The sequence below is a fragment of the Nocardiopsis sp. TSRI0078 genome, assembly GCF_001905145.1.
Classification (GTDB): Bacteria; Actinomycetota; Actinomycetes; order Streptosporangiales; family Streptosporangiaceae; genus Nocardiopsis.
In genome coordinates this window covers 145,813-164,091 of the sequence record NZ_LWLB01000004.1, presented here as the reverse complement: position 1 = coordinate 164,091, position 18,279 = coordinate 145,813, and the positions used below count along the sequence as shown (strand labels likewise).

The 18,279-nt window shown below is 70.7% G+C and carries 12 protein-coding genes and 1 pseudogene; 8 read left to right on the top strand and 5 right to left on the bottom strand.

Annotated elements, in window-relative coordinates:
* Nucleotides 1-66: 66 nt before the first annotated feature.
* A complete protein-coding gene (secD, locus tag A6A08_RS06385) occupies nt 67-2,724 on the bottom strand; it encodes a protein translocase subunit SecD (RefSeq protein ID WP_073701597.1) in 2,658 nt (885 codons plus the stop codon).
* Nucleotides 2,725-2,796: 72 nt separating this feature from the next.
* A complete protein-coding gene (locus A6A08_RS06380) occupies nt 2,797-3,252 on the bottom strand; it encodes a hypothetical protein (protein WP_143181683.1) in 456 nt (151 codons plus the stop codon).
* A 226-nt stretch (nt 3,253-3,478) separates the two neighbouring features.
* Between A6A08_RS06380 and metG the strand changes: the two genes are divergently transcribed.
* From metG to A6A08_RS06360, 5 genes and pseudogenes are all read left to right on the top strand, one after another.
* Complete coding sequence (gene metG / locus A6A08_RS06375; protein WP_073701596.1) at nt 3,479-5,296, top strand: methionine--tRNA ligase; 1,818 nt, start codon at nt 3,479-3,481, stop codon at nt 5,294-5,296.
* 98 nt (nt 5,297-5,394) lie between these two features.
* Nucleotides 5,395-6,324 (top strand): TatD family hydrolase, encoded by a 930-nt coding sequence (locus tag A6A08_RS06370; RefSeq protein WP_073701595.1) that lies wholly within the window; start codon nt 5,395-5,397, stop codon nt 6,322-6,324.
* A gap of 308 nt (nt 6,325-6,632) precedes the next feature.
* Nucleotides 6,633-11,051, top strand: coding sequence for an RHS repeat-associated core domain-containing protein (locus A6A08_RS06365; protein WP_073701594.1), 4,419 nt, complete (start codon nt 6,633-6,635; stop codon nt 11,049-11,051).
* Between the two features lie 46 nt (nt 11,052-11,097).
* A complete protein-coding gene (locus A6A08_RS27420; RefSeq protein WP_143181682.1) occupies nt 11,098-11,649 on the top strand; it encodes a hypothetical protein in 552 nt (183 codons plus the stop codon).
* 19 nt (nt 11,650-11,668) lie between these two features.
* Nucleotides 11,669-12,268 (top strand): annotated as a pseudogene (locus tag A6A08_RS06360) (ISAzo13 family transposase); the annotation flags it as partial.
* A 363-nt stretch (nt 12,269-12,631) separates the two neighbouring features.
* Here A6A08_RS06360 and rsgA read toward each other — a convergent pair.
* From rsgA to A6A08_RS06345, 3 genes are all read right to left on the bottom strand, one after another.
* Nucleotides 12,632-13,744, bottom strand: a complete 1,113-nt coding sequence (rsgA, locus tag A6A08_RS06355) for a ribosome small subunit-dependent GTPase A (RefSeq protein WP_073701592.1) — start codon at nt 13,742-13,744, stop codon at nt 12,632-12,634.
* 213 nt (nt 13,745-13,957) lie between these two features.
* Nucleotides 13,958-14,848: an MHYT domain-containing protein gene (locus tag A6A08_RS06350; RefSeq protein WP_073701591.1), complete on the bottom strand. Its 891-nt coding sequence runs from the start codon at nt 14,846-14,848 to the stop codon at nt 13,958-13,960.
* Between the two features lie 292 nt (nt 14,849-15,140).
* The gene (locus A6A08_RS06345; protein WP_073701650.1) at nt 15,141-15,674 is read right to left on the bottom strand and encodes a TetR/AcrR family transcriptional regulator; all 534 of its coding nucleotides are present in this window, start codon (nt 15,672-15,674) and stop codon (nt 15,141-15,143) included.
* 520 nt (nt 15,675-16,194) lie between these two features.
* Here A6A08_RS06345 and A6A08_RS06340 point away from each other — a divergent pair.
* From A6A08_RS06340 to A6A08_RS06330, 3 genes are all read left to right on the top strand, one after another.
* Nucleotides 16,195-16,893: a carbonic anhydrase gene (locus tag A6A08_RS06340; RefSeq protein WP_073701590.1), complete on the top strand. Its 699-nt coding sequence runs from the start codon at nt 16,195-16,197 to the stop codon at nt 16,891-16,893.
* Between the two features lie 357 nt (nt 16,894-17,250).
* Nucleotides 17,251-17,757 carry a hypothetical protein gene (locus tag A6A08_RS06335; RefSeq protein WP_073701589.1) on the top strand — a complete coding sequence of 169 codons (507 nt, stop codon included), beginning with the start codon at nt 17,251-17,253 and terminating at the stop codon, nt 17,755-17,757.
* Between the two features lie 92 nt (nt 17,758-17,849).
* The gene (locus A6A08_RS06330; protein ID WP_073701588.1) at nt 17,850-18,221 is read left to right on the top strand and encodes a hypothetical protein; all 372 of its coding nucleotides are present in this window, start codon (nt 17,850-17,852) and stop codon (nt 18,219-18,221) included.
* The last annotated feature ends 58 nt before the right edge of the window (nt 18,222-18,279 follow it).

The window sequence follows — 18,279 nt, the reverse complement described above, 5'->3', positions numbered from 1 at the left end:
CCCCCGGACGCGGGCGGGGCCCCGGGCGCGTGGTCCCGGGGCCCCGTACCGGAGCGGGTGCGGTCGCTACACGACCGCGCCGTCGTCGGCCTCGCGAGCGGCCTTGGCGGCGACCCTCTGCTTGGCCTTGCGCTCCTTGACCACGTGCGGCGGATCGGTCCTGTCCCACCTCTGGAGCCAGATGGCCAGCGGCACGGCGACGAACACCGTGGAGAGCACACCCGTGCTCAGACCGACCAGCATGGCGATGGAGAAGTCCTGGAGCGAGGACCCGCCGAGGAAGGTGAGGAAGCCCAGGATGATCAGCGCGCCGACCGAGGTGTTGATGGTACGCGGCAGGGTGTTGAGCACCGCGCGGTTGGCGATCTCCGGGAACGTCGACCTCTCGTCCCTGGCCCACTCGTCGCGCACCCGGTCGAACACCACCACCGTGTCGTTGACCGTGAAGCCGATGACGCTCAGCAGCGCGGCGAGGAACACGCCGTCGATCGGCTTGCCCAACCAGATGAACAGGCCGATCACCAGGGCCAGGTTGAACGCCAGCGACAGCATGGTGGAGACACCGAACGACCAGCGGAAGCGCCAGGCCAGGTAGACCAGCTGCAACGCGAGGGCCGCGCCCAGGGCGATCAGTGCGCGGTTGCGCAGTTCGTCGCCCATGCTCGGGCCGATCAACTCGTCGCTGACCCGTTCCACGCCGCCGGTCTCGTCGGCCAGGGCGTCGGTGATCTGCGCGGCGTCGGTGTCGGAGATGTCGCCGGTGCGCACCGCGAGGTCGCTGTCACCGGACTCCTGCACCACGGCGGTGTCCGAACCCGGGAAGTCGAGCCCGGAGATGAGCTCGCGGGCCTCGTTCACCGAGATGTCCTCCTCGCCGGTGACCTCGTACTCCATCACGCGGCCGCCGGTGAACTCCACACCCAGGTTGGTGTCGCGGATCAGCGGCGCGGCGACCGCGGCCGCCACGATCAGGCCGGCCACGACCAGGGCCTTGCTCCGGTGCTTCATCAGGTCGGGGTTCTTCTCGACCAGCCAGGTGCGGACGCGTCCGATCCTGTTCAGGCCGCTGATCCCCGCGTGCTTGCGGACGACCGCCCGGCGTACCGCCCACTCGACGAACACGCGCGCGACGACCAGCGCGGAGAACATCGAGACGAGGGTGCCGATGCTCAGGGTCACACCGAAGCCCTGGACCGTACCCGAGGCGAAGATGAACAGCAGGGCCGCGGCGATGAGCGTGGTGATGTTGGTGTCGATGACCGCGCTCCACGCCTTGCGGGAGCCCTCGACGAACGCCTTCTCCAGGCTCGGCGGGATGGCCCGGCGGCGGCGCCGGGCGAGCGCCCCGGATCCGGCCTTGGCGGCCTCGTCCTCGGTGGCGTCCCGCATGCCCGCGGACTTGTTCGCCTCGTAGGTCCTCGTCTGACGCTGGAACTCCTCCCGCGCGCGTTCGAAGATCAGCACGTTGGCGTCGATGGCCATACCGATCGCCAGCACGAAGCCCGCCAGGCCCGGCAGTGTCAGCGTGGCGCCGATGGCGACCAGGGCCCCGTAGGCGATCAGCGTGTAGAACGCCAGCGCGAGCGAGGCCAGGAAGCCGACCAGGCGGTAGACCAGCGTGATGTACAGCGCGGTGAACGCCAGGCCCAGGACGGCGGCGATGGCGCTGGCCTGGATCGCGGCGGCACCGAGGGTCGGGCCGACCGTCTGGCGCTGGACCTCGGTGACCGGCAGCGGCAGCGAACCGCCCTCGATCAGCACGGCCAGCTCGCTCGCGGACTCGCTGGTGAAGCTGGGGCTGGTGATGGTGGTGGATCCGCCCGGCATGCCCACGTCACAGGCGAACTCCGGGTTCACCTCCGGGGCGGAGATGATCTGCTCGTCCAGCACGATCGCCACCCGGCGGCGCGGGTCGCCCTGCGGGTAGCAGGCGGCGTCGGCGGTCAGCTCGGTCCACTGGTCGCGGCCCTCGCCCTTGAAGTTGACGTTGACCGTCCACTGGGCGCGGTTGACGTTGTCCAGCGTCGCGTCGGCGCTGGCCACCTGGTCGCCCTGGATGACGGACTCACCGAGCTGGAGGTTGGTCCCCTCCGAGTCCGGAAGGGTCATCACGACGTCTTCGGGGTTCTCGGCGGTGGGGCCCCCGGGCGCCTGCTGCTGGCCGTCCATGCCGCTCATGAGCTCTTCCAGCTGCTCGGGCGACATCTCCTGCTCGCCGCCCTCACCGCCCTCGGGCGCGGCCTCGCCGCCGCCCTCGGTGTCGGCCGGGGCCCGGGCCTCGTCGGCGGGGGCCTCAGGCGCGTTGGCGGAGTCGCCGGTCGGCGGGGCCTGTACGCCCTGGCCGCCCTGCTGGCCGACGCCCAGCACCGGGTGGAAGGACAGCTGGGCGGTCTGGCCGACGATCTTCGCGGCCTCCGCCGGGTCCTGCACACCGGGCAGTTCGACGATGATCCGGTTCTCGCCCGAGCGCGACATGGTCGCCTCGGCCACACCGAGGCTGTCGATGCGCTGGCGCAGCACCTCGACGACCTTGTCGGTGTTCTCGGAGTCGGCCGGTGTGCCGTCGGGGCCGTCCTGGGTCTCCAGGACGATCTGTGTGCCGCCGCTGAGGTCGAGCCCCAGGCGCGGCGGGAGGAACCACGCCGCGCCGAACGCGACGAGGATGACGAGAAGGGAGATGAGAGCGCGTGTCCAGCGCCCTCCGGCTCCCGTTTGACTGGACAAGGGGTTGGTACCTCTCACTGCGAATACGGGAAATCCGGACGCGTGCCAGATCCGGGGGTGCGTCCGGGATGGTCAGACGGTGGTGTTCGCGGCGAGAGGGGGAGCCCGGGTCGGCGGCAGCTCCCCGCGGGCGGCCTGTTCGGGAACGGGGTCGGACGCGGGGGGCGGCAGCGGCCACCAGGGCTGGTCCCACACCGCCAGGCGCAGCGCGCAGCTGGGCACGGCGTCCGGGAGCTCGCGCAGCACCGAGCGCTGGTCGCAGGTGGAGGCGGGCGGTCCGACGGTCACCATCGGGTTCCCGGCCAGGTCCGCGCGCTCGCGCGGGGTCGCCCGGTCCTGCTCGGCCGCCCGGTCCCGCGCGTGCTCGGGAGCACTGAGCAGACCGTGCGGCGGCAGGGGCGGTGAGGACGGCCGCCCCAGGCCGGAGGCGACGGGGAAGGACAGGATGACGAGCAGCACCACGCTGGTGAGCAGCGCGGTGGTGTGCCGGGCAGGGCGGGGTAGGGCACCGGTAACCATGGTGACCACCGCCTCAGGTAGGAACCGGGGAGAGGACGCTGTCCGCCGCCGCGCGCCCCGGTGGCGCACGGCCCGTCCAGCAGAGCATAAGGGCAGGGGCAACCCCGGGGGAATGTCCCTTAGCTCCGGGTACGGAACCGCACCGGCCCCCGCGCGGCACCGCACGGGGGCCGGCGTGCGGCACCACGCGGGAAAGGCGTGCGCGGCAGGCCGCCGACCCCTTTAGGCTTGGATCATGTCGTCGAATCGCCACATCCTGACCGCGGTCGCCTGGCCCTACGCCAACGGACCGCGCCACATCGGCCACGTGTCCGGCTTCGGAGTGCCCTCCGACGTCTTCTCCCGCTTCCAGCGAATGTCGGGCAACCACGTGCTGATGGTCAGCGGCACCGACGAGCACGGCACCCCGGTCCAGGTGCTGGCCGACCAGGAGGGCGTGAGCCCCAGGGAGCTGGCCGACCGCTACAACCGGATCATCGCCGAGGACCTCGTCGGCCTCGGCCTGTCCTACGACCTGTTCACCCGCACCACCACCGGCAACCACTACGCCGTCGCCCAGCAGCTGTTCACAGCGCTGTACGAGAACGGGTACGTCTTCGCCCACACCACCAAGGGCGCGGTCTCCCCGTCCACCGGCCGCACGCTCCCGGACCGCTACATCGAGGGCGTCTGCCCGATCTGCGGCTACGACGGCGCGCGCGGCGACCAGTGCGACAACTGCGGCAACCAGCTCGACCCCATCGACCTCATCTCGCCCCGTTCGCGGATCAACGGCGAGACGCCCGAGTTCGTGGACACCGAGCACTTCATGCTCGACCTGCCCGCCTTCGCCGACGCCCTCACGACCTGGCTCAAGGGCAAGGAGGGCGAGTGGCGGCCCAACGTCCTCAAGTTCTCCCTGAACCTGGTGGAGGACCTCCAGCCGCGCGCGGTCACCCGGGACCTCAACTGGGGTGTGCCCGTACCGCTGGAGGGCTGGAGCGACAACGCCAACAAGCGCCTGTACGTGTGGTTCGACGCGGTCATCGGCTACCTGTCCGCGTCGGTGGAGTGGGCCAGGCGCATCGGGGAGCCCGACGCCTGGCGCCGCTGGTGGCAGGGCGACGAGGCCCGGTCCTACTACTTCATGGGCAAGGACAACATCGTCTTCCACTCGGTGGTCTGGCCCGCGATCCTGCTGGGCCACAACGGCGAGGGCGACCGGAACGGCGATCCCGGGCCGCTGGGCGGGCTCGACGTGCCCACCGAGGTGGTCTCCAGCGAGTTCCTCACCATGGAGGGGCGCAAGTTCTCCTCCTCGCGCCGCGTGGTGATCTACGTGCGCGACTTCCTGGAGCGCTACTCGGCCGACGCGCTGCGCTACTACATCATGGCCGCCGGGCCCGAGACCCAGGACACCGACTTCACCTGGGCCGAGTTCGTGCGCCGCAACAACGACGAGCTGGTGGCGGCCTGGGGCAACCTGGTCAACCGCTCCATCTCGATGGCGGCCAAGAACCTGGGCGAGATCCCGGCCGCCGGCGAGCTGACCGACGAGGACCGCCGGGTGCTGGAGGACTCCAGGGCCGCCTTCGCCAGGGTCGGCGAGCGTCTGGAGCGGTCCCAGTTCAAGGCGGGGCTGCAGGAGGCCATGCGCACCGTGGCCGAGGCCAACAAGTACATCTCCGACCAGGCCCCGTGGGTGCTGAGGAAGACCGACCCCGATCGGATGGCCACCGTGCTCCACGTGGCCCTCCAGCTGGTCCAGGACGCCAACACGCTGCTCACCCCGTACCTGCCCGAGTCGGCGAACAAGGTGTACGCGATGCTCGGCGGTACCGGCACCTGGACGGGCATGCCCCGCATCGACACCGGCCATGACACCATCGGCGGCTCGGAGGAGGAGGTGGACTACCCGGTCATCACCGGGGACTACGCCGACGACGAGGCGCGCTGGGAGTCCAGGCCGATCGCGGCGGGCACCCCGCTCAGCCGTCCGGAGCCGCTGTTCGCCAAGCTCGACCCGTCGGTGGTGGACGAGGAGCTGGCCCGCCTGGAGGGCGCCGCCGGGTAGGTCCCCCCGAGGAGGGCCCCGGCCGTCGCGGAAGACCTGGAACGACAGCGCCGACGGGCGTCCCGCCCGTCGGCGCGCCTTCGTGGAGGAACGTGAACATGGGCAAGCGCAGCGGGAAAGCGGTCAGGGAGCGCAACGAGCAGACGCCCCCGCCGGTACCCGAGCCCCTGCGTGTCCCGGTGGCCGACAGCCACACCCACATGGACATGCAGACCCCGGAGGTCGAGGAGATCATCGCCACGGCCGAGGGCGTCGGGGTGACCCCGCTCGTCCAGGTGGGCGTGGACCTGCCCTCGTCGCGCTGGGCGGCCGAGGTCGCCGCCGCGCACCCGGGCAGGGTGTGGGCGGCCGTGGCACTGCACCCCAACGAGGCGCCGCGCGTCGTGCACGGCGACGGCGCCCAGGGCGTGGAGGTGGACGACACCGACTGGGCGGGCAAGCTCCGCGAGCCCGGGGGCCTGGCGGAGCTGGAGGCGCAGCTGGCCGGGATCGACGAACTGGCCGCCCTGCCCCAGGTCGTCGCGGTCGGCGAGACCGGCATGGACACCTTCCGCACCGGCCCCGAGGGCAGGCGGGCCCAGGAGGAGTCCTTCCGGCGCCACATCGGTATCGCCAAGCGCCACGGCAAGGCCGTGATGATCCACGACCGGGACGCCCACGAGGACGTGCTGCGGGTCCTGGCCGAGGAGGGCGCCCCGGACAGGGTGGTCTTCCACTGCTTCTCCGGCGACGCCGACATGGCCAAGGTGTGCGCCGAGCACGGCTACTTCATGAGCTTCGCGGGCAACGTCACCTTCGCCAGCGCCGAGTCGCTGCGCGAGGCGGCCGCGGTGGCGCCGCCGGAGCTGATGCTGGTGGAGACCGACGCGCCCTTCCTCACCCCCAAGCCCTACCGCGGCCGCCCCAACGCCCCCTACCTCGTTCCGCACACGCTGCGGGCGCTGGCCGGGACCAAGGGCATGGACGAGGACGAGCTGGCGGGGATCATCGCGGACAACGCGCGGCGGGCCTTCGGGTTCGGGGCCTGAGGGGACCCGCCGCCCCGGCGGGACGACGGCGGGGGCGAAGGGCGGGCCGCGTCCCGTACCCGCCCGCCGTGCCGGGTGGTTCGCCTTCGGTGTATAACGCTTTCATATACGACCTGGTTCGGCTCCGGAGTGGAATGCGGAGGAGTGCCCCGTTTTCGCTACCAGGGGGGACATGTGGCCGCGTGCGAGCGCTTTTGTCTGATGTATAAATAATCGCGGCATTGAATACCTTTTGTCGTTATAGTCCCGTTTTATTCGTTCCTTAGCGCTCCGGCCTGTCCGTGCCCTGCCCCGCTAGGAACCCGTAGATGACATCCCCCACCACCGCGGTACGCGTGTGCGCCGTACCGGCCGCCGCGGCCGTGCTCCTGGCCTCCCTCGGCGCCTCCCCGGCCGCGGCCGACACCTGTGCGGGCGGTACCGCGTCCGACTTCGACGGCGACGGGATCCCCGACCTGGTGATCGGCGACCCCGACGCCCCCGTCGACGGCAACGAGCGCGCCGGACGGATCACCGTGGCCTACGGCGGCGAGCGGGAGCCGGCCCTCCTGGAGAGGGGAACCGGCGCCGTCCCCGGTGAGCCGGGACAAGGTGACCGCTTCGGCGAGGTCATGGACACCTTCGACCACGACGGTGACGGCTGCGCCGACCTGATCGTGGGCCTGCCCTACGAGGAGGTCGACGACAGGGACGAGGCCGGTGCGGTCATGGTGGTCCACGGATCCCCCGACGGCCTGGGCCAGGGCGCTGCGGCCAAGCTCTGGGACCAGGACACCGCCGGGTTCGGAGGAGGCCCGGAGGCCGGGGACTGGTTCGGCCACGCCGTCGCGGCGGGCAACGCCGCCGACGGGACCTTCTACGCCGTCATCGGGATCCCCGGGGAGTCCGTCGGGGACTCCGAGGACGCCGGCTACGTCCAGTACGTCCGGGGCGACCACACCGCCTCCTTCCACCAGGACACCGACGGTGTGCGCGGCACGGTCGAGGTCAACGACCGCTACGGCTTCGACGTCGCGGCCGGCGACACCCTCATCGCGGTCGGTGCCCCGGGGGAGGCCATCGGCTCCGAGGAGTTCGCCGGGACCGTCCACCTGTTCAACCACGAGCAGGCCGGTGACCGTCCGGACTACGTGGGCGACCTCTACCAGGACTCGGAGCTGCCCGGCGGGGTGAGCGGGGCATCCGAGGCCGGGGACCGTACCAGCACCGCCGTCGACGCCATCGACTACCGCACCGCGGGTGGTGTCCAGGAGACCATGATCGCCGTCGGATCCCCCGGGGAGGACCTGGGCGACGGAGAGACCGACACCGGCGGTGTCCACGTCTTCAGATCCGAGGCGGACGGTACCCGGAGCCAGGTCCTCGCGGTGGTCCGCAACACCGGTGGCATGGATTTGGCCCAGAGCTCCGGCTTCCTCGGCCAGCACGTGCGCCTGGTCGACACCGCTCCCGGACGGAACGCCACCGACACCTCGGTCAAGCTCGTCGCGGGCACGCCCGGCCACACGGTCGGCGAAGAGCGGGCCGCGGGTCTGGCGCAGGTCTTCCACCCGCTCACCGGGACCGTGGACGAGCGGATCGACCTGGACCGCTCCGGACACGACGCCCTCGGCGATCCGGTCGCCGGCGGCCACTTCGGCATGTACGACCCCCGGGGGCGCCAGGTGGCCGTGCACGACCCCGACACCGGGACCACCACCAGCGTCTACGACGACCTCGACCAGCTGGTCTCCACCACCGACGCCAACGGCACCACGGTCTCCTACGTCTACGACGGCCTCGGTCGACGGGTGCAGACGTGGGAGGGCGCGCCCGGGGAGGGCACCAAGCTCACCAGCTACCAGTACGACACCCGCCTCAAGGGCCAGCTGTTCATCCAGACCCGGCATACCCCCGAGGGTGACTTCCGGATCGGGATCGTGGGCCAGGACCGGCTCGACCGGCCCACCAACATCCTCTACGGGGTCCCCGACTCCCAGGGGGCGCTGGCGGGCAACTACGAGTTCTCGATCAGCTACAACGTCGACGGCACCGTCCAGGGCATGGGCCTGCCCGCCGCCGGCGGACTGTCCGCCGAGTCGACCGTGATCGAGTACGACGAGATCGGCCGTCCCGTATCGCTCTCCGGTGACGACTCCTACGTCACCCGCACCGAGTACAACCAGCTCGGCCAGGTGCTCCAGATGGAGCTCGCCGCGGGGTCCGGCCCCAAGGCGTGGATCACCAACGAGTTCGAGAAGGGCACCCAGCGCCTGCTCGGTACCCGGGTGGACCGCCAGGGCGGCGCCGCGCCGCTCCTGGACACCGGCTACACCTACGACGACGCGGGCAACGTCCTGTCCGTCACCGACTCCCCCGAGGGCGGAGCCACCGAGACGCAGTGCTTCACCTACGACCCGCTGCTGCAGCTCACCGAGGCCTGGACCCTGCCGCACGAGGACCCCGGGGGCTGTGACGCCGCACCCACCGCGTCCTCGGTGGGCGGCCCCGCCGCCTACTGGCACTCCTACGAGTACGACGACGCGGGCAACCGGGTCAGCGAGACCCTGCACGGCGTCACCGGGGCCGGCAACGACGCCGTGCGCGACTACACCTACCCCGACCAGGGGCAGGACCAGCCCAACACCGTCCGCGAGGTGGTCGAGCAGACGCCGCAGGGCGACACCCTGTCCGTCTTCGACTACGACGCGGCGGGCAACACGGTGGTGCGCGAACTGGCGGGTGAGCGCCAGGAGCTGAGCTGGACGCCCGAGGGCAGGCTCGACACCGTCTCCACCGACGCGGGTGATACCTCCTTCACCTACACCGCCGACGGCGACCGCCTGATGTACTCGACGCCGGAGGCCGACACCCTCTACCTGCCGGGCATGGAGCTGCGCGCGGACAGGTTCACCGGCGAGGTGGAGGCCACCCGCTACTACGAGCACGGCGGGCAGACGGTGGCCGTGCGCACCCCCGACCGGCTCGACCTGCTGGCATCCGACCACCAGGGCACCGGTCAGGTGGCCATGGACGCCGACTCCGAGCAGTCGGTGCGCCGCTACCTGACGCCCTTCGGCGAGGGGCGCGGCTCCTCCGGCGGAGCCTGGCCGGACGACAAGGGCTTCCTCGGCAAGACCGTGGACGCCTCCACCGGCCTGACCCTGGTCGGCGCGCGCGAGTACGACGCGGCCCTGGGGCGGTTCATCTCGGCGGACCCGGTCGTGGACCCGTCGGACCCGCTGCAGATGAACGGCTACGCCTACGCCAACAACAGCCCGCTGACCTTCTCCGACCCGACCGGCCTGTGGCTCAGCAACGCCTGGGACAAGGTCAAGTCGGGGGCCAGCAAGGTCGGCAAGGCCGTCAAGTCCGGCTACAAATCCACCAAGAAGTGGGTCAAGAAGAACAAGAGCACCATCGTCTCGGTCGGCGTGGGCATCGCGGTCGGCGTGGGCTGCACCGCGCTGACCGGTGGCGCGGGCGCGATCGGCTGCGCCGCCCTGGGCGGCGCGGTCAGCGGTCTGGTCCAGTACGGGATGGACACCCCGCGCAACAACTGGTCGTGGGGCGGTGCGGCCACCGCGACCGTGATCGGCGGTGCGCTGGGCGCCGCGGGCGGTGCGATCGGCGGACGTATCGCGGGTGCGATCGGCAGCCGGTTCTCCTCCTGGGCGAGCAGCGCCGGTTCGCGTTCGGGTGCGTCCTCGTGGGCGCGCTGGGGAGCCAAGCCGCGGACGCCGCAGCCGCCGCCTCCTCCGAAGCCGCCGCGGCCGACGCCGACCTCGACCACGCCCAGGCCCGCACCCGTGTCCTCGGCGCCCACGTCCGCTGCGCGGGGCGGGTGCAAGAACAGCTTCGTGCCCGGTACGGGTGTGCTGATGGCCGACGGTTCGACCAAGGCGATCGAGGACGTCGAGGTCGGCGACGAGGTCGTGGCGACCGATCCGGAGACCGGTGAGCAGGGCGCGCGGACGGTGGCGGCGACCATCGTCGGCGAGGGCGCCAAGACGCTGGTTCAGATCACGGTGGATCCGACCACCGAGCGGGAGGCCCCCGAGGAGGGTGAGTCGGCGGGTTCGGAGAGCGCGTCGGAGATCCCGGGCCCGGTGGCAGTCGGGGACGTGATCGTGGCGACTGATGGTCACCCGTTCTGGGTTCCGGAGCTGGACGCCTGGGTCGACGCGGTCGACCTCGCACCGGGAATGTGGTTGCAGACCTCGTCCGGTACGTGGGTGCAGGTCTCGGCCGTCGAGGTCGACACCCAGATCGCGACGGTTCGCAACCTCACCGTCACCGACCTGCACACGTACCATGTGGCGGCGGGGGAGAACCAGCTCCTCAACCACAACTGCGGTGGCGAGCTCCTCGATAGGGCACGCGACCTGTATGGAACATTGGGGGAGGATAGCGCCACGGTCGCGGTTGCCCGTGTGAGCTCAGGGGGAAAGACACAGACCTGGGTAGCGACAAACCTCAGGGGGATTCCTGATGCCTGGAGGGGAGGGAATTCTCCGTTGAGCGGTACAGGTGAAATTTTTAAGCCAGGTGTTGGTCACGCAGAACAGACCATCATGAACAGCCTGCGACCCGGGCAGGTGCTTGAGGCCATGGCCTCGTCGACGCGGATGTGTTCCGCCTGCTTCAACGGGGCTGTCGGTAGAGGGATGTCGCCAAGCAACATCGGTATGGGCAGGGGTGTTTCTCCGAGTGGGAACACGCCGTGGCGGGTGGTCTTCAGAAGATAGAATATATTTTCGGTGCTTTGCTGGAGTCCCGTTTCCTGGAGGTGTGGTGGACGCTACGACTTTTCTCGGAGTGTTGGCCATGATGCGATTGAAGCCCTTTTTGGAAGTGGCGGACGCGCCGTTTATTGGCGCAGTGAATGAAATGGTCAATTCCTCTCGTGTGGGAATTTTTGATACATTCGATGAGAAGTATTCTGAGATAAGGGAGTGGAAGCGGCTTCAAGGGGTTGTAGAGGATGCCTGCACTCGGGAGGGGGTGCTTGCGTACGGTGCTAGTTTTGTCATGCATGTTGCGGGGGCAGAGGTGGAGGAGCCCCGATTTCGAGCAAAGTGGATGTCCCATGCGCATTCAGATTTCTGGCGTACGTGTGATGACATCATCGACCTTGGTGGGGGGTTTTCTCGCACCGAGTTCAGGGGCATAAAGACCACTTTGGAGGGGGTGGAGCGCATCTGGCAGGAAAAAGACAATGCGCTTCTCGGGCCGGGAGTGGATCTCGAAAATTCCTTCAGGGAGCGGCTTGGGGAGATAGAGCGGAATATTCCAAGGAGAGAGGTTTTTGCTCGGGTGCTTGCCGAGTGTGGTGGGTGGCGCTGATCTTTCTCGGGGAGCGGAACTGTGCTGGTCTACCAAGATGGCATACAACCTTGCCGCGGCCCTGCTCGAAGCCGAAGTCCGCCTGAGGGGGACTCCACGCGCTACCGAGGGTGCCTGACATGTGGGTCGCGAGGCCGGGTACCACTACATCGACGACCAGGCCACCGAGTACCTGAACACCGACCAGCCTGTGCTCAGCGTCGAAGCCAAGAAGAAGGAAGTCCTCGGCGACTACGTCATCCCGGGCCGTGAACGGCACCGTTTGTGCCGCCTGGCCCAGGTGCGGGCCCACGACTTTCCGGAGAAGGGTGCGGCCAGGGCCGTCCCCTACGGGACCTACCGCATCGGAGCCGACACCGGCTGGGTGGGGAGCGGCTACCGGGCCCGGGCTGGAAGAAGCACCTGGCCGCCTTCGCCCACGAAACGGGCAACGGTGTGCCACTTCCCCTCCGATGTCTCCAAGGGGGACAAGGTCGGGCACCGGCTGTTCTCGGCTGTCAGCACCAATTGGCGCGGCAGGACCCTGACCAGTCACGAGGTCGTTGTCAACACGATCGCCGAGACGACCACCCGCACCGGGTTGAGAGTGCACGCTGGACTTGATCCCGGCAGCCTCCCGCACCACCAGTGCCCCGTTTCGAGGACCGTCCCCAGGTCGAGGACCGGGTGTCGGCCTGGCCGCACCGTGCGGTGCTCACCGGCGTGGCCGCGCACGAGTTCGCCGCGCTACCGGCCGAGGCCAAGGGCATGGATGAGGACGAGCCGGCGGGGTCATCACGGACATGCCGCGGACCCCGCACCCGCTCCGGAGCACGGGGCCGCGCTTGCGCTGACGAGCTGTCCGTAAACGTGGCGGGTGTGAGGCAAGAGGCTCCACGCTCGTTGATCTTGTACCTATAGCGAGTCTGGGCGCCCAAACTCGCTATAGGTACAGGATCAACGCCGGTCAGGGCCGGCCCGGTGAACCTTTGCGGTCACTCCGCTAACGGCCGCGCTTGCGCCAGGCGTTCTCCCGGGCCTGCCGCTCGGCGGCCTTCCACTGCCTCCTGCGCTCGGCGCGCAGGCGCGCGTCTCCTCGGGACCGGTTCCACTCGGCCTCGCGCCGGAGCCGGTTCCAGCGCTCCAGGCGCCGCACGTCCAGCTCGCCCTCGTCCACGGCGGCGTTGACCGCGCAGCCGGGCTCCGCGCCGTGCGCGCAGTCGCGGAAGCGGCACCGCTCCGCGAGTTCGGTGACGTCGGCGAAGGCCTGGTCCACACCGGTCTCGGCGCCGGGCACGTCGATGCGCCGCACACCGGGGATGTCCAGGACCAGCGCTCCGCCGGGCAGCTGGAGAAGCTGGCGGTGGGTGGTGGTGTGCCGTCCCCGCCGGTCCTGGCGGATCTCGCCGGTGTCCATCAGCGTGCGCCCGGCCACCGCGTTGACCAGGCTGGACTTGCCCGCGCCGGAGGTGCCCAGCAGCACCCAGGTGGTGCCGGGCAGGAACCGGGCGGAGAGCTCCTCCAGCCCGAGGCCGGTGTGCGCGCTGACGGTGTACACGTCGGCGCCGGTGGTCACCGACTCGACGAGTTCGAGCACCTCGGGGAGGCGCTCCCCGGCCAGCTCGGCCTTCGTGACCGCCACGACCGGGGTCGCGCCGCTCGCCCAGGCCAGGCTCAGGAAGCGCTCCAGCCGGCCCACGTTGGGTCCCTGGTCGGCGGCCTCGCAGATGAGGACCGCGTCGATGTTGGCGGCCAGCACCTGGTCGTGCGAGTCCTTGGCCACGCCCTGGCGGACGAGGCTCCCGGCGCGTTCGAGGACGGCCTCGACGAGCCAGGCGTCGCCGGACCGGCGCACCGCGACCCAGTCGCCGGCGCACGGGGCGGCGGACGGGTCGGCCTGCGCCGCCCTGGTGACGGCGGGGGAGTAGTCGGCGGTCGTCTCCCGGGGGAGGCGGACCACCGCCGCGCCGCGGCGGACGGAGGCCACGCGCGCGGGGGTCAGGGGATGGGCGCTGCCGGAGGCGGCGGCGTCGAAGGCCTGCTCGACACGACGGTTCCACCCCAGCGGGGTCAGCGGATGGACGGTGGGGGTGTCTGTGCTGCTGTACGTGCTCACGGCGGACTCTCTACGGGGCGAGCCGCCCGGAGGGTCTTCCGGCTCAGGGCTCGCGAACGATCGGGAAGGTCGGTGTGGAACCACTCGTGGTGACGGCCATGGCTCTGCTTCCTCTCCGTCGTCGCGGGCCGCCGCGGTGCGGCGCTCCGGCCCGGCGAGTCTAGGACCGGGGCCTCGCGCCGCGCCACCGGTTTTCCCGGCCGCGGGGCCGGTTCAGCGCCGCCTGGTCCACACGTCGTCGGCGCCGCCCGGCACGGACCGGCCGTCCGGCACGGACTGGGGACCGGTGGAGTGCCGGGGTGTGTACCCCTCGGGAGGCGTGTCGGATCCGCCCCCGGGCCGGGACGGGTCGGCGTGGACCGGGCGCGGGGCGTAGGAGGGGCGTTCGTCCTCCACACCCAGGAGGAGGAAGAGGCTGCAGATCAGCAGGAAGACGAACAGGCCCACGATCAGGGGCAGCAGCAGGCCGGCCGCGGTGGCTCCGTCCGGGGCCCCGAAGCGGGAGAACTGCGGCTGGGTGATGTGGACGCCCGCCATGCCGGTGTAGTGCATGGCGGTCACCGCGACGGCCATCGCGACCGCGGCGGCGCCCGTGGCCGCGTGCCCGCGCACCCGGGAGGCGAACCACAGGGAGAAGGTGGCGGCCACCAGCGCGATGGCGCCGGCCAGGGCGACGTACAGGGGGTCGTGGTGGACCTCCCCGTGGACGTTCATCGAGTACATGCCGGTGTAGTGCATGGCGACGATCCCCACCCCGGCGACGAGCCCGCCGAGCAGGAGCCAGGGGGCCGTCCTCCTGAGGGCCGTCATGGTGAGTGCGACGGCGACGACCACGATGGCGATGACACCGCTGACCACGGTGAGCACGGCGTCGTAGCGGACGGAGACCCCGGGCGGGGAGAAGCCCATCATGGCGATGAAGTGCATCGACCACACGGCCATGCCGCCGATCGAGAGGGAGGCCAGGGCCAGCCACTGCCATCGCACGGGGCCCGCCGCACTGCGCGCGCGGGCGGCGAAGGAGAGCCCGAGGAAGGAGCCGATCGCCGAGACCGTGAGGGCGATGGCGGGGGTCATCCAGTCCTGGGCGAGGTGGTCGAGCACGGCTCACTACTTTCCATGACCTAGGTCACAATTCGGTCGGTGCATGGATAGTAAGGAGGGGGACCGCCATGGCGCCAGGGGTGGGAGGCAACGTGTTTGACCCGATGTGGCCAGCGACAACGCAGTGAATCAGGCGCGTGACCCTCGGGTACGGTCACGCGGAATCGGAGCCGGGACCGAAGTCGGAGCGGGCGCCGGGGCCGGGTCCGGAACCTGGGCCGGATGCGGGGACCGGAGCCGCGGGCGGACCCGGGAACCCCGTCCCGCTCCGGGGCCGCGCGCCGCCGTCCGCTCAGTCCCGCAGGCCCGCGAAGGCGATCCTGGCCAGGGTGTCGGCGATCTCCGCGGAGTCCAGCCCGCGGTCGGGCTTGTACCACTCCGCGATCGAGTTGACCATGCCGAACAGCAGGCGGGCCGCGACCGCCGGGTCCACGTCCGGGCGGATGTCGCCCTCGGCGGCGCCCTCGCGCACCAGGTCGGCGATCAGGTGGTCGAACTCGCGGCGCCGCTCCAGGGCGCGCTTTTCCACCTCGGTGTTGCCGCGCACCCGCAGCAGCAGGGTCACGTGGGGCAGTTCCTCCACCAGCACCCGCACGCTGCCGCGCAGCACGTGCTCCAGGCGGTCGACGGCGGGGCCGGTGGTCGAGGCCTCCTCACGGGTGACCGCGAACAGGGCGTCCATGGCCAGGTCCAGCGAGCGGCGCAGCAGCTCGGTCTTGCCGGTGACGTGGTGGTAGATGGCCGACTTGGTCACGCCCAGGGCGCGCGCCAGGTCCTCCATGCTCGTGCCGTCGTATCCGCGCTCGTTGAACACGCGGGCGGCCACGCGCAGGACGGAGTCGGCGTCGTGGCCGGGGCGGCCCGAGCGCCGCCGCCCCGCGGTCCCGCGGCGGGAGGGCACTGGTTCGGCAGAGGAAGATCTGGACACGGTTGTCGAATCTACCTGGTGGAGGCGGTCCGGTGTGCGGGGTGGCCGAAGGCGCCGCCTCCGTGCACCGGGACCTCCACGAGGATTTCTTAACGAACGGTCGGTTGGTAACGCATCCTAGCGGGATCCGCCGCCCTCCGCGGCCTCCGGTGGCCGCCGTAGCCCGGCCGCGCGCCGGGACCGGGCCCCGAGCCGGGTGCAGGGGACGCGAAAAAGGTTTGCCAAAACACGTAAAAGTGATTGCTCGCAATGTGCCCCGTGGTCACCGCCATGCCCCCGGCGCCGCGTTCCCGGCCTTCTGGAGAAGTGCGCTAGGAGAGCGTTAAAAGCACTTGATGGTTTTCGCGGCACAAGAGTAGCTTGGCCCTCGTTTGGCGGCATAAGTCCTGATTTGCCCCTATCAAGAATGAGGGCCTCCATGGCTATCACCCGTCGCGGCGCCCTGCGCGCCTCACTCGCAGGAGGGGTCGGCGCCGCGGTCTCCGCGGTGGCTCCCGCCCCCGCCTGGTCCGCACCCGCGCCCCCGCCCCGCCCGGGGGACGCGGCGGCGTCCCTGCGCCTCCTCGAACAGGGGAACAGGCGCTGGCGCCGGCACGCCTCCCGCCACCCCAACGAGGGCCGCGCCCGCAGGGAGGAGCTGGTGCACGGGCAGGCTCCCTTCGCCGTGGTCCTGGGCTGCGCGGACTCCCGGGTGCCGCCCGAGCTGGTCTTCGACCGCGGCCTCGGCGACCTGTTCACCATCCGCTCCGCCGGACAGGTCCTGGACGGGTCCGTGCTCGGCAGCATCAGCTACGCGGTCGAGCACCTGGCGGTCCCCCTCGTCGTCGTCCTGGGACACGCCTCGTGCGGCGCGGTCACCGCCGCGGTGAAGGCGCACCGGACCGGGGACGTCCCCCACGGCCACGTCGGCTACCTGGTCGAGGAGATCCTTCCGGTGGTCGACGCCACCCCCGACGAGGGCGGCGACTTCGTGGACGCCTGCGTCAGGGCCAACGCCGTGCACATCGCCGACCGGCTCCGCGGGGACGACGACCTGCGAGAGCGGGTCGGGTCCGGGAACCTGGACGTCGTCCCGGCCCGCTACGACCTGGCGACCTCCGAGGCCGCCTGGCTCTGACCCCCGCCCGCGCTGGTCCCGGGCCTGCACACGGGCCTCCCCGAACCCTCAACCGGGCCTTTCGTCCCGGACCGGCCCGGGCCACAGGGCCCGAAAACCCCACACAATGAGAGAAGTGATCGTCCGGAACGCTCCGGACGATCACTTTTGTCTCCGGGGCGAACCGTGCATTCCACTCATGCTGCCTTTCTGGTGAAAGGAACTTCGCGTCCCTGCAAGCAGGTGCAATGCGAAAAATTGTCGAAAAGCCTGCGGTGCGGACGCGCGATCCTTATTCTCGTGATGTCCGCAAAGGGCAGTTCGCCTGATTCGTCACGGGCCGTGGGAAGACCCGGCCCCGCTTCGCAAAGGACCGACGTGCGCTTCGACCAGCAGTTGCGGGAGATGCTCGAGACGCCCGGTGTGCGCAGTGTCTGCCTCGTGGACTGGCGAGGCGGGCGCGTCCTCACCCGCGTCGGCGCCGACGACCGCGCCACGGACACGGCGGAGATCCTCCGGGCCATCCGCGGCGGTCCGCTATGCGCCGCCCAGGCACTGGAGGACGTGGTCGTCACCGACGCCGACCACCACCTGCTGTTCGCCGTCCTGGAGGACTCCGACCTGTGCGTGCAGGTGCGTATGGGCCGTACGGAGGGAAACCTCGGTTTCGCCCTGCGGCGGCTGCGTCGGCTGGCGCGCACGGCACGGGTGCCCCCGCGGCTCCCACCGCCCCGGAGCGACTCCGACCACCCGCCCCGCCGTGACCGGGACCGGCCCCGCCCCGCCGCCCGGACCGCCACGCCCGTGGACCGGAGGGTCCTGGAGCGCGTCCTCACCGCGCTCCGCTCGCTGCCCGTCGACCGTTCCCGGTCGGTGACCGCGTGACCCCTGGCCCGTCCCGACGCGGTGTCACGGGCCTGCGCCACTGGATGGCCGACAAGGCGCTGCGCCGACGTACCCAAAGGAGAGAGAAGGACATGCCCGACATCGAGACCGGACTCAAGGAAATGATGGAGATCGACGGGGCGGTCGGCGCCGCCGTCGTCGACTACAGCAGCGGGATGGCGCTGGGAACCCTCGCCGCGACCAACTCGCTCGACCTCACCGTCGCCGCGGCGGGCAACACCGAGGTGGTCCGCGCCAAGATGCGCACCATGGACCAGCTCGGACTCAACGACGCGATCGAGGACATCCTCATCACCCTGTCCGGCCAGTACCACATCATCCGGCCCCTCACCAGCCGCAAGGGACAGGGGCTCTTCCTCTACCTGGCCCTGGACCGCACCCGGGGCAACCTCGCCCTGGCCCGGCACCGCCTCAAGAACATCGAGGAGACCCTGGAGGTCTGACCAGGCGCCGCTCGGGGGCCGGGCGAAGGCCCCGGCCCCCGCGCACGCACCCTCCCGC

Bases quoted from the DNA above. Each gene is read 5' to 3' on its own strand.
- metG (WP_073701596.1), top strand. From the start codon at position 3,479: ATGTCGTCGAATCGCCACATCCTGACCGCGGTCGCCTGGCCCTACGCC.
- A6A08_RS06370 (WP_073701595.1), top strand. From the start codon at position 5,395: ATGGGCAAGCGCAGCGGGAAAGCGGTCAGGGAGCGCAACGAGCAGACG.
- A6A08_RS06365 (WP_073701594.1), top strand. From the start codon at position 6,633: ATGACATCCCCCACCACCGCGGTACGCGTGTGCGCCGTACCGGCCGCC.
- A6A08_RS06340 (WP_073701590.1), top strand. From the start codon at position 16,195: ATGGCTATCACCCGTCGCGGCGCCCTGCGCGCCTCACTCGCAGGAGGG.
- A6A08_RS06330 (WP_073701588.1), top strand. From the start codon at position 17,850: ATGCCCGACATCGAGACCGGACTCAAGGAAATGATGGAGATCGACGGG.